The following is a 12,156-nucleotide window of genomic DNA, read 5'->3' as shown; positions in this document are numbered from 1 at the left end:
CGGAAAGCCCGGGTTTCCGCGCGGCGCTTCGCCGAAATGCATTATGAGTATTTTCCGAACCTACTCCGGGTGAATCGCGGCGCATTATAGTGAGGATCTTGACCGGGCGGCAGCACCCGCGGCGTATCGTAACGAGTTGGAACCTGCCGCTGCCGAATATTAACCACACGGCACGCAGCCAATTTATTTCGTTATATAACCGGAGTTATTTAAATGGACAGTCCCCTTCCGACGCCGGAGTCCCGGATCGGCAACGACACCGGCTTTTCGCCCGCCCCGGGTTCAGAAGAGTTGCGCAAGATGGACGCCTATTGGCGCGCCGCCAACTACCTGTCGGTCGGACAGATCTACCTCTATGACAATCCGCTGCTGCGCGAGCCGCTGACGCTGGATCATGTCAAACCGCTGGTCGTCGGGCATTGGGGCACAACGCCGGGTCAGAACTTCATCTATGTCCATCTGAACCGTGTCATCAAGAAACACGATATCGATATGATCTACATCGCCGGCCCCGGTCATGGCGGTCCGGCGCTCGTCGGCAACACCTACCTTGAAGGCACCTACAGCGAGGTTTACCCGAACATCAGCCAGGACGAAGCCGGGCTGAAAAAGCTGTTCACCCAGTTCTCGTTTCCGGGCGGCATTTCCAGCCACGTCGCGCCGAGCACGCCGGGTTCGATTCATGAAGGTGGCGAACTGGGATATTCCCTCAGCCACGCCTTCGGGGCTGCCTTCGACAACCCCGATCTGATTGTCGCCTGCGTGGTTGGCGACGGCGAGGCGGAAACCGGCCCGCTTGCGACGGCGTGGCACTCCAACAAGTTTCTCAACGCCGCCACCGACGGCGCCGTGCTGCCGATCCTGCATTTGAACGGCTACAAGATCAGCAATCCCACGGTGCTGTCGCGGATCGAGCATCGGGAACTGGAACACTTCTTCCAGGGCTGCGGCTGGACACCCTATTTCGTCGAAGGGGATGACCCGGACACGATGCACGGGTTGATGGCCACGACGCTGGACAAAGCCATTGCGGACATCCGGCTGATCCGGGAAAACGCCCGAACTCGCAGCGAATCCGCCCGGCCGCGGTGGCCGATGATCGTTCTGAGATCGCCCAAGGGTTGGACGGGGCCGAAATTTGTCGATGGCCTGAAGGTCGAGGGCACGTTCAGGGCGCATCAGGTGCCCCTGATCGTGGATGCGGACCATCCCGAACATGTCACGCACCTCGAAAGCTGGATGAAAAGCTACAAGGCCGACGAGTTGTTTGATGACAGTGGTCGCCTGATCCCCGAGCTGGCCGAAATGGCGCCGGCGGGCAATCGGCGTATGGGCGCCAATCCGCATGCCAACGGCGGGATTTTGTTGCGCGACCTGCGGATGCCGGATTTTCACCTTCACGCGGTCACCGTGCCGTCGCCCGGGGCGGTCGATGCACAGGACACGATGGTGCTGGGCGGCTTCCTGCGCGACACCGCCAAACTGAACGCGGCGGAACGCAACTTCCGCGTCTTCGGCCCTGACGAGACGCTATCGAATCTTTTGGGCGCCGTCTTCGAAGTCACCAACCGGCAATGGGAGGCCCGGGTCCAGGATAATGATGAATTTCTCGCGCCGGACGGGCAAGTGCTGGACTCGATGCTCAGCGAGCATCAGTGCGAAGGCTGGCTGGAAGGATATCTTCTGACCGGGCGGCACGGGCTGTTCAACAGCTATGAGGCGTTCATTCGCATTATCGATTCGATGTTCAGCCAGCATGCGAAATGGCTGAAAGTGACCAATGAACTGCCGTGGCGGCGGAAAATCGCATCATTGAACTATCTGCTCGCGTCCCATGTCTGGCAGCAGGATCACAACGGGTTCACCCACCAGGATCCCGGCTTCCTGGACCATGTCATCAACAAGAAGGCTGATATCGTCCGCGTCTACCTGCCGCCTGACGCCAATTGTCTGCTCTCGGTCTTCGATCACTGCCTGCGCAGCCGTCATTACGTCAATGTGGTGGTGGCCGGCAAACATGCCCTGCCGCAATGGCTGACCATGGATGAGGCCGTCCTGCACTGCACCCAGGGCCTTGGCATCTGGCAATGGGCCAGTAACGATCAGGGCGGCGAGCCGGATGTGGTGATGGCGTGCTGCGGCGATACGCCGACGCTGGAGATCCTGGCGGCAGTGTCGATCCTGCGAGAGCTTCTGCCGGAGCTGAAAATCCGCGTTGTCAACGTGGTTGATCTGATGCGGCTGCAATCCGCGAGCGAGCACCCGCATGGCCTGAGTGACCGGGACTATGACTCGCTCTTCACCCGGGACAAGCCCATTATTTTCGGCTTTCACGGCTATGCCTCCCTGGTGCATCGGCTGACATATCGCCGAACCAACCGCGACCTTCATGTGCGGGGCTACAAGGAGGAGGGGACCATCACGACGGCCTTCGATATGCGGGTGCAGAACGATCTGGACCGCTTCCATCTTGTGCAGGACGTCGTGGATCGCGTCCCCGGCTTGGGCGGCAAGGGCGACTACCTGAAGCAAATTGTTCGGGACAAGCTGATCGAGCACAAAGTCTACATCGACAAACACGGCCAGGACCTGCCGGAGATCCGGAACTGGAAATGGGGCAGTCGCGCATGAACGACCGTCGCGACGCCGCCGCCAAAGTCCCAGACGCGACAACCGCAACGGCGAAAACGCGGGTGTCATAGCGCATGGCCCTACGGCTCTATCTGATCCGTCACGGCGAAACCGAGTGGTCGCGCTCCGGCAGGCACACCGGGCGCTCGGACATTCCCTTGACCGAGCGTGGCGAGGACGAAGTGCGCAAACTCGGTCCCGCCCTTCGCGGTATTGCGTTCGCACATGTATTGACCAGCCCGCGGCAGCGCGCCCGGCGAACCTGTGAGCTGGCCATGCCGGGGCAGGCGGCCGTCGTCGAACCGGACCTGGCGGAATGGGACTACGGCGATTACGAAGGGCGGCGTTCCGAGGACATTCTGCAAAGCCGCCCGGGTTGGAACATCTTTCGCGACGGCTGTCCCGGTGGCGAAGCCACAGCACAGGTTTCCGCCCGCGCCGATCGGCTTATCAGTCGGCTTGGCGAGTTGGATGGAAACGTCGCACTATTCTTCCATGGCCAGTTCGGCTGTGTCCTGGCGTCGCGATGGATCGGCCTGTCGGTGATGGAAGGGCAGCATTTCACCTTCGACCCTGCGGCTTTGAGCATTCTTGGATATAGCCGCAGCCACCCTGGCGTGCGGGTTATCACGCTGTGGAATGTCGTGCCGTCATGCGTCGTGGCGCCAGCGTAGCAGGCGAACGGGCTGCCGCGGCCGCCCTCGGCGAAGCCCGGGCGAGGCCGATGACGATGGCATAGACGCCCTTCGCGACGTGCGGCGACTCTCGCCGCCGGGGTCCGTGACGGCGGCCTCCAACATCCTTGTCGCGGCTTCATTGACCGCGGACAGGCGCGTCGGCAGGACGCCCTTTCGTGCCAGCGCACGGGCGCCCAGCGCGGATGCGAGCGTGAACGTCGCCGGCAGCGCTACGGGAGTCGATGCAAGGACCGCGGTCAAAATGAGCGGAATGATGTCGGCCCAGGGGCAGCCCAAGCCAATACGCATAGGCCAACAGCATCACAATGACCGCGCCGCTGAAACAGGCGAGATTGCGCACGATAGGCAATACTGTCTTCTGCCGGGACCTGACGACCCGGGCGGTGCGCCCCAGTTCCGCGGTGCGGCCGAACCTGGCGCGTGCTCCGGTCGCGGAGACCTCCGCCACCGTCTCACCGCGTCTTACCCGGGCCCCGGCATAAGGCTGCACACCCGCACCGACTTCGATCGGTATCGGTTCGCCCGTGAGCATGGGCGGTCGTTCCCATGTTCTGTCTCATTGTCAGTGCGACGCTAACGCCTGCGGCTCGAACCCGGCCGTTACCGGCGTGGTCGGAACCTCGCCCCCTCCCCCGGTTCGATCGAGCAGCCGATACGCGAGCAGTTTCACAGGGTCGGTCACCAGGAACCAAGCCAGGGCATAGCCCCAAACCATGGCTGCCCATCCCCACCAGAGAGGGGCCACAAGGAAGCCGGAGACGCAAATCACTGTTGCCACCACCTGCGTTCCGACAACTGCCAGCAACAGTATCGGCGCCGGGCGTATCGTCCACCACGCGCCGCGGGTGCGCGTCTGGAAGATCGTCAGATGCCCGGCCACCGACAGCAGCAGGTACATCATGGTCTGGATCTGCGGACGGTCGATGTGCAGGACGCGGTCGCCGAGAAAAAACAGTCCGAACGCGGCAATCGGACCAACGAGTCCCAGCACCGTGGCGATGCCAAGAACCACCCGCATATTCCATGCCTCAGGTTGGTTCCTGTAGACGACATTGTCATAGGCGATGGACAAAATCGCCCCGTCATTCAGCAACGCCAGCATCACGATCATGATCGCCGTCAGCGGATAGAAATTAAAGACGACGATCGCCAGCGTCATGAACAGCAACACGCGCAGCGTCTCGGCGATGCGGTACATCGCGTAGCTGTTCATGCGCTGGAAGATCTTCCGGCTCTCCTTGATCGCGTCGATCAGCACGGTTAGCCCTGGCGCCACCAGCACGATGGAGGCCGCCGCCCGTGCCGCATCCGTCGCGCCGGAAACGGCAAAGCCGCAATCGGCCTTCTTCAGCGCCGGGGCGTCATTCACCCCGTCCCCGGTCATGCCCACGGCATGGCCATGTTTCTGCAGCACATCCACGATGTGGAATTTGTGCTCCGGGAACACCTGGGCAAAACCGTCGGCCTGCTCGATGGACCGGGCGACCGAAGCGGTCTCTTCGGTCCGGGCGTCACCCAGGGTGGCGCCGTCGAGAATATTCGTGCCCATCCCCAGCGTCCTGGCTGTCTCCCGGGCGATCGCCAGGGCATCGCCTGTCACCATCTTGATCTTCACGCCCATCGTGGCCGCGGTCGCGACAGTGGCTTTGGCGTCGTCTCGCGGGGGATCGAACAGCGGCAAGATACCAAGAAACTGCCATTTCCCGTCGCCATCCGCCCGCGCCACACCCAGCGCGCGAAAGCCGCGCGCAGCAAAGTCGTTGACAGCTTTGTCCACTGCCGCCTTAACGGCGGCTTCATTGGCCGACAGGCCGAGGATGACCTGAGGCGCCCCCTTCGTCACTTTGAATGTGCTGCCATCCGCCCCCGTGACCGCGGCCTCGGTCCGTTTGTGAACCGGATCGAACGGCATGAAGTGCGTGACCTGAAACGGCTTCAGCGCCTGCTTGTTCCTCAGGCCTCCCAGGACCGCGAGGTCGATGACGTCGTCCTCGGCCCGAGAGGCCAACGCGCCGGCAAGGATGAGTTGATCGACAGTGATTTTGTCCAGGCAGAACGGATCACCCAAGGTCAGCTTGTTCTGCGTCAGGGTGCCGGTCTTGTCCGCACACAACACGTCCACGCCGGCCAGTTCCTCTATCGCGACCAGTTTGCTGACAATCGCCTGCTTCTTCGCGAGCAGACGGGCACCGACCGCCATCGTCACCGACAGAACCGTGGGCATTGCCACGGGGATTGCCGCCACTGTCAACACCAGGGCAAACTGCAACGTCGTCAGGATCGGGTCGCCATGCCAGACCGCGGCGGCAATGATCACCGCTACCATGGCCACCGCCAGCATGATCAGGTAGTTGCCAATCCGGAGGACGGCCCTCTGAAAATGGCTGACGGTAGCGGCGCTCTGGACCAGGTCCGCTGTCCTGCCGAAGTAGGTTTTCCCTCCCGTCGCGTAGACCAGCGCATTGACCTCGCCCCGGCGTATGATTGACCCGGAGAACACGGCGTCACCGGTCTTACGCGTCGTCGGCAAAGATTCACCGGTCAGCGCGGACTGATCGACGGAGACCTCATCACCGTCCAGCAGGCGCGCGTCGGCTGGCACGATGTCGCCGAGGCGCAAGCGGATTGCATCACCCGGCACCAGTTCTCGCGCCGGCGGTGTGATCCACGTCCCGTCGCGCCGCACCCGAGCCTTGATCGCCAGTTTGGCCTTCAGGGCTTCGATGGCGTTGCCCGCCTGGCGTTCTTCGAAGAAACCAACCGCGGCGTTGGCGACCAGAAGCACGAGGATGATGGAAAAATCGGGCCAGTGCCGAACCACGCCCGACAGGATCACCGCCACTTCGATCATCCACGGGATGGGGCCCCAGAAGTAGGACAGGATCTTCAGCAGGACATTGGTTCGTTTCTTTTCGATCTCGTTCGGTCCATATTGCGTCAGCCGTTTCGCTGATTCGGATGCACTCAGACCGTTCGGCGATGACGCCAGGATTTTTTCCAACTCCGGCAACGGCAGCGTCTGCAAGTCATCCTTTGTCTCGACCGCAGGCGACGGCGGCGCCCGGGGCCTTCGCGGTGTTCCGTTGCCAATCGAATGCCGCACAATCTTGATCACGAGCAACACCAGGATTACGCTCGCGGCCCCCGCCACCACGCCCGTGGTCATCAGGGCCTTGTGCTGGATCATGCCGTCCAGGAAAACGGTCGCGGCCTCTCGGAGGGCGATGAGGCGTTCGGCCAACGCGGTGGCCAGCGCCTGGAGTCCGCTGCCGATGGTGTCGAGGGCGCCATGGACGGAGATTGCCGGTAGGCCCGGGGTGCCGTCAGTCGCGAGTGCCATCAGAAAGCCTCCATGCCGCCGACTGGGCAGCGCTTCATAGCGACGAAGTCGGGGACGGGATTTGGCCTCCCACCTGTGGGCGCCCCTGAATGACCCACCATGCAACACCACCGAGCGCGATGATCACGCACGTCGCGGCCGTCAAAAGCAGGGGTGATTGATCAAGCCAGCCCAAAGCGGGAACCGCCAGGAACAACACCCCGCCGACGGCACAGATTTGCCAAACGCTGGCCTGCACGCCGGCGATGAACGTACCAAGAGCCAGCAGGGTCATCATCTCCAGCGACGTGGCGTTGCGGTTCATCACTCCCTGTACGCCGCTGTCGTAGAGCAGGTAGATGGCGAGCAGGAGGGCGCACCAGTCCAGCGCAACACGCCGGACGAGTCCGGTACGTTCTTTGGTCGTGACGAAATTACGCCAACCCGCGACAACTGAGACTATGCCGAAGACCGGGATCAGAATGACCCAGTAGATAACCGGCAGCCTGAAAACAACGCCCGCCAGGGCGAGCAGCAGCATTGCGATATACGGTATGTCGTTCCGGAGCCAGCGTAATGCGACCGACTGAGGCTCGAATGAAGCGACCTGGTCCATCCGGGGCGCTCGGTCTGTTTTTTCGACCGTGGGGGCAGGACTTGCCTTTGCCCCGGTTGTCTCGGGATATTTTGGCTCAATGGTATCCATTGTAGAGTCTCCCACAATCTTAATAGCCGCCCCCGCGACACGGAAAGCATTCGATCAGACGAAAGCTCGCCGGGATCCTCAAGGTTTGCGCGTGAACGACACATGTAGCGCCCGGGAACGGGGAAACGTGGCCACTGCCGGCCGTATGCTTCGCCGCCATCGGACGTCCTGTCATTGGAAAGCGGCTACATGCCCGATTTCACCTTATCGGCGGTGTTCGTTACCGCATGGCCTGTGGCACTCACGTCCTTGCCGACGCCAGCCGTTGTGTTGCAGGCGCTCAACAGCCCGGTTGCGCCGGACAGCAGGACGAGATTGAGGAGAGCTATCAAGATAATACGACGCATTTGTGGCTCCTTTTGGATTCGTATCGTTAACCCGACTGTTGCGATCCAAGCCGGTACAAGATGCCGGTGAAAAACAACGATCGGTGCGCACCCACCCCGGCCGACGGCGCACCGAAACCCTGAGCGGACTGAACCGCGGTGGCGGCTTCCATCTTTGCGTGAACTCATGCTCACGCCCTCGCCGGGAACTCCATTGCCACTGGCTCACGGACGACACCATTCCCACGCGGCGCTTTCCCAGCCTTGTCAAGAAGTTCCAGGAACGGCTTAATGATATCGATCGGCATTGGAAATATGATGGTGGAGTTCTGCTCGGCGCCGATCTCCGCCAGCGTCTGCAGATAGCGTAGCTGCATGGCGGCGGGAATGCCGGAGAGGACTCTCGCCGCGTCGACCAGGGTTTGCGAGGCCTGGAATTCGGCTTCGGCATGGATGATCTTGGCGCGCCGATCGCGTTCCGCCTCGGCCTGTTTGGCGATGGCTTTCACCATGTTGTCGGTCAGCTCCACGGTTCTGATCTCGACGTTGCTGACCTTGATCCCCCAGGTTTCGGTCTGCGTGTCGATGATGCTCTGGACATCCGCGCTCAGCTTCTTGCGTTCGGACAGCATTTCGTCCAGCTCGTGCTGCCCGAGCACGGCCCGCAAGGTGGTTTGTGCCAGCATGTTCGTAGCGGGACGATAATTCTGCACCTGGATGATCGCGCGCTCGGGATTGACGACGTTGAAGTAGAGCACCGCGTCAACCTTCATCGAGACGTTGTCGTGCGAGATTACGTCCTGGGTCGGTATCTCGATGACCTGGATACGCAGATCCACCCGGACCATTTCCTGGATGAATGGAAGCAGCAGCACCAGGCCCGGTCCCTTCACCTTCTCAAAGCGTCCGAGCGTGAAAACCACGGCGCGTTCGTATTCGCGGAGGATTTTCACGGTCGCCGTGATCAGGGCGAAGCCCACAATCAGGATGATCGGAGGGATGATGTAAAGAGACCAGGCATACATAGGTTCTACCTTTCGAAAAGAGAAAGTGCTTCTCCTTACAGGGGAGGAGATAAAGTCACACGCTGCGCCGATCCGCCGGCTTGCCGATAGGGATGGCAGATCGCGCTGAATACTTAACGGATTACAGGAGAGACTATAATGCATACTCGGCGCGACGCCAGGATCGGAAAATACCTAGGGGGTATCGGCCCTCGACGCTGCCTTTTGAACATCGGAGGCCGCGCTGAGGTGGATGATTGCCCGTCCGGCTATAGCATTGAGTGGCCGCCTATACCGGCATGGGAACTTGCTCGCCACTATGCACGATGAGAGAGGACGGATTGGATGTGCCCAGAATCGATTTGGCACGAGCCACTTCGTCTGAACTGCCATGGGCCATGACCAGAAAACCATCCGCTTTGATGGCGGTCTCGTACTGGAGCACGCTGTCCTTGGGTATGCCGAGACTGTAGATCGCTGCTCCCAGCGCGCTCAACCCGCCGACCAGGACAGCGTTCTCGATCGCGGAGATCGCCACGGTGGCCAGATAGCCAAGCACGATCACATGTCCCACAAAGGGAATCGTCATGAACAGGCCGCTGAAGAACAAGCCCCAGAAGCCGCCCCAAAAGGCGCCGCGCGTGCCCCAAAATTTGATTCGATCGCCGGTGTTGTAGAAGCCAACGACTTTTTCGTCGGTATGATACCCCTTGCCGACAACGCTGAGGGTCTTCATGTCGAAGCCGGCGCCGGTCAATCTTTTCACCGCCTCCTCCGCCGCGGTGTGATCGGGGAAGACGGCGACCACGGAATTCGTAAGTTCCACTGGATATTCCTTCGGGATGGGTGTTGCAATGATCTTCCGGCATGATCAGTCGACTGGACTCGTCTTCAATACAAACCGTATTCTCGTGTCGTGATGAATGGCGGCTTTATCTCTGTCTTATCAGGCCACGTAGACTCGGACTTTACCTAATTGAGCTTGTCCGGGCTGCTTTGCACAGCCGTCTGTTCTGCCGGCACAGTCATTGTTGGAGGTGCCGGCTGAATCATCATCAACATACCTATCAGACCAAACACGAGCGATACGCACAGTAGTGCTATCGGCACCCAGCCCGGACGCGCCGCGTTGGCAACCGCTCCGTTGATGGCTTGCACGGGGTTTCGGGTAGGCTCCGGCAGCAACCGGATGACGCGGGAAACGGTTGCGCCGACGTTGCGAACAGCCTGCGGGCCAAGCGGCATTTTGCTCATGATCTGTATCAGGCGATCGAATGCCTCGCCCTTCGGCAATTTCGCCAGTCGTGCCGCCTCCGCCCAGGGATCCTCCCCGAGTCGTGCCAGGATGGAGAGAATCGTCAGCGGAGAACCGTTCAACTCGGTGCCCACATCTGCAAAGAGAAACGCGTTCAGATCGGAGTGTGGCAGAGCGAAGGCATCGGGGCGTGTCGTCATCGCATCTTTCTCCTGTATTCAATCGTCATGCGGGTCAACGATCGTGATCAACCGCCGATGATCGCCGCAGACAGCGGCCCGGTGGTTCTGCCGGACGGATCGAAGAAACACGTCCGGGCGGCCTCGATAACCTCGCATGAGGAGACCGGTCCTCGTCATATGGGGCCGCGGAGCCGGTCGGGGCAGACTCGGAAACTACCTAGACGCGGTAGTATATCGCTTAGTCAATACGAGGGAATGGAAAATGATTTTCTGCGGAAGCCGGATAATGTTCAAGGATATGCAGGTAGTCGGTCCGGGTGTAGACGCTGCGGTCCTGGCTGCGCTGCCAGCTCAACCTGCCGCGGATGTCGGCGACAGAGGCGATCTCCCGTTCCTCCATCCATTGCCCCAGGCCGGTGGTGAGCGTGGCCATGTAGCCGGCACCGTAGCGCAGCAATGCCGATGTCGTCATCACGGCATCTGCGCCGGCCAGCAACGATTTCACAACGTCCTCAGTCGTGCGTATGCCCGTCGATATGGCCAAGGAAGCATCGACGCGGCCGGCAAGGATGGCTGCCCAGAGCAGCGGCAAACGCAGTTCGGCGGGATCGCTGAGCTCCAGTGTGTGCGTCAGCTTCATCTGCGACAGATCGATGTCCGGCTCCATCAGGCGGTTGAACAGCACAAAGCCGGCCGCGCCGTGCTCGGCAAGAGTGACCGCGAAATGCCCGATGGCGCTCAGATAGGGGGTCAGCTTGACCGAGACAGGCAGATGGACGGAACTGCACACGGCCTCCACGATGTCGATGTAATGCGCCTCGATCTCACGGCCTGATTCCAGCAGATTGATGGGCACGAGATACATGTTCAACTCAATCGCCGACGCTCCCGCCTGCTCGATATGCTTCGAATACTCGATCCAGCCGGCGCGGGACGATCCGTTCAGGCTGGCAATGATGGGGATGGACACCGCTTCCTTGGCGCGCCGGACAAAGTCGAGATAGCGTTCCGGATACAAACCGTACGGGCGGGTTGCGGCGGCGGGAAAATAGGACAGGGCCTCGGGCGAGCTGTTGGCAAATGCCGCGACCCGGGCTGCCTGGTTCTCGGTTTCGGCCTCGATCTGTTCCTGAAACAGGGATGGCAGCACAATGGCGGCCGCCCCGGCATCTTCCAGAAGGCGGAGATTATCGATCTTGCCGGTCAGCGGAGATGCCGATGCAATCATCGGGTTCTTCAGTGTGAGGCCGAGATACCGGGTGATCAGGGACATGGTGGACTCCTTGCGCTCCCTCCGGGGATCGAACGGCACCCAACGCAGGTGCCGCCTCAGGTATGCCTGTATCCAGGCTTCCGTCAGCCGTGCGGGACCCGGTATGCCGGCGCGGGCGTCAGCGTCGCCGGCGTATCCGCACTGCCAACCACATGCCGGATCGCCCGAGCGAGATCTTTTCCATGAAAGGGCTTCTGCAACATTATCGCGCCCGGACGCGTTGGATCCCGACGCGCACCGCTCATGAAGATGCACGGAATCGAGCCCGCTCGGAGAATCCGAGCCACCGCCGATGCGCCGCTTCCCTCTCGCAACTGCTCGTCCACGATCAGCAAACCCGGCTTGCAGCGGGCCGCTTCCGACACCGCACCGTCCTCGGTGGCGGCGATCGCGCACACGTTGTAGCCCATATCTTCAAGCATTTCGGTCAGGCTCGTGGCGAGCATGGCGTCATCTTCAACAACCAGGACGCTCAGTGCCGTCATGTCAGCATATCTCCATCTGCTACTTGATCGAAATAGGATGCCGAACTCCGGTTGCCCGGGCGCGGCCGATATCGTCCCGCGGACGGTGCTGCCGATGTGCGCGGCGACCACGCTTGGCTCCTGGTCCGGTTCCGGCAGCACGGCCTGTTGCAACTGCTTGTCGGCAGACATCATGTCCCCCGCGGTGCTCGGTGGGAGGTGGTGTCGTACGGGAGGTATAATCGACTGCCGGCGACCCGTGGAGGCTCGGAAACTACTCAGAAAAGCCGGCTTGAGA

The 12,156-nt window shown here is 61.3% G+C and carries 11 protein-coding genes; 2 read left to right on the top strand and 9 right to left on the bottom strand.

Translation table 11 applies throughout. The annotated features are described in order from the left end of the window. Positions 1–213 precede the first annotated feature (213 nt). Both CCS01_RS14440 and CCS01_RS14435 read left to right on the top strand, forming a co-directional pair. Entirely contained in the window at positions 214–2,631 is a 2,418-nt protein-coding gene (locus tag CCS01_RS14440; RefSeq protein WP_104519507.1) for a phosphoketolase family protein, read from the top strand. Positions 2,632–2,705: 74 nt separating this feature from the next. After that, complete coding sequence (locus tag CCS01_RS14435; protein ID WP_104519506.1) at positions 2,706–3,305, top strand: histidine phosphatase family protein; 600 nt, start codon at positions 2,706–2,708, stop codon at positions 3,303–3,305. Between the two features lie 139 nt (positions 3,306–3,444). Here the strand turns inward: CCS01_RS14435 and CCS01_RS36125 are convergent, their stop codons facing one another. The 9 genes from CCS01_RS36125 to CCS01_RS14390 form a co-directional block, all read right to left on the bottom strand. Next, entirely contained in the window at positions 3,445–3,861 is a 417-nt protein-coding gene (locus tag CCS01_RS36125; protein ID WP_204848279.1) for a P-type ATPase, read from the bottom strand. A gap of 30 nt (positions 3,862–3,891) precedes the next feature. After that, the gene (locus CCS01_RS14425) at positions 3,892–6,669 is read right to left on the bottom strand and encodes a plasma-membrane proton-efflux P-type ATPase (RefSeq protein ID WP_239992162.1); all 2,778 of its coding nucleotides are present in this window, start codon (positions 6,667–6,669) and stop codon (positions 3,892–3,894) included. A 34-nt stretch (positions 6,670–6,703) separates the two neighbouring features. After that, the gene (locus CCS01_RS14420; protein ID WP_204848278.1) at positions 6,704–7,354 is read right to left on the bottom strand and encodes a hypothetical protein; all 651 of its coding nucleotides are present in this window, start codon (positions 7,352–7,354) and stop codon (positions 6,704–6,706) included. A gap of 185 nt (positions 7,355–7,539) precedes the next feature. Continuing rightward, positions 7,540–7,701 carry an entericidin A/B family lipoprotein gene (locus CCS01_RS14415; protein ID WP_104519505.1) on the bottom strand — a complete coding sequence of 54 codons (162 nt, stop codon included), beginning with the start codon at positions 7,699–7,701 and terminating at the stop codon, positions 7,540–7,542. A 170-nt stretch (positions 7,702–7,871) separates the two neighbouring features. Then, positions 7,872–8,705 carry a slipin family protein gene (locus CCS01_RS14410; RefSeq protein ID WP_104519504.1) on the bottom strand — a complete coding sequence of 278 codons (834 nt, stop codon included), beginning with the start codon at positions 8,703–8,705 and terminating at the stop codon, positions 7,872–7,874. Between the two features lie 268 nt (positions 8,706–8,973). Beyond that, entirely contained in the window at positions 8,974–9,510 is a 537-nt protein-coding gene (locus CCS01_RS14405; RefSeq protein ID WP_104519503.1) for a general stress protein, read from the bottom strand. A 146-nt stretch (positions 9,511–9,656) separates the two neighbouring features. Next, positions 9,657–10,139 (bottom strand): hypothetical protein, encoded by a 483-nt coding sequence (locus tag CCS01_RS14400; protein ID WP_104519502.1) that lies wholly within the window; start codon positions 10,137–10,139, stop codon positions 9,657–9,659. Positions 10,140–10,359: 220 nt separating this feature from the next. After that, a complete protein-coding gene (locus CCS01_RS14395; RefSeq protein WP_104519501.1) occupies positions 10,360–11,394 on the bottom strand; it encodes a dihydroorotate dehydrogenase-like protein in 1,035 nt (344 codons plus the stop codon). Positions 11,395–11,477: 83 nt separating this feature from the next. Continuing rightward, the gene (locus CCS01_RS14390; protein WP_204848277.1) at positions 11,478–12,053 is read right to left on the bottom strand and encodes a response regulator; all 576 of its coding nucleotides are present in this window, start codon (positions 12,051–12,053) and stop codon (positions 11,478–11,480) included. Positions 12,054–12,156: the final 103 nt, after the last annotated feature.

It is taken from the genome of Rhodopila globiformis (assembly GCF_002937115.1).
Lineage (GTDB): Bacteria > Pseudomonadota > Alphaproteobacteria > Acetobacterales > Acetobacteraceae > Rhodopila > Rhodopila globiformis.
The sequence above is the reverse complement of the archived record's forward strand: the minus strand, read 5'-3'. Positions and strand labels throughout refer to the sequence as shown.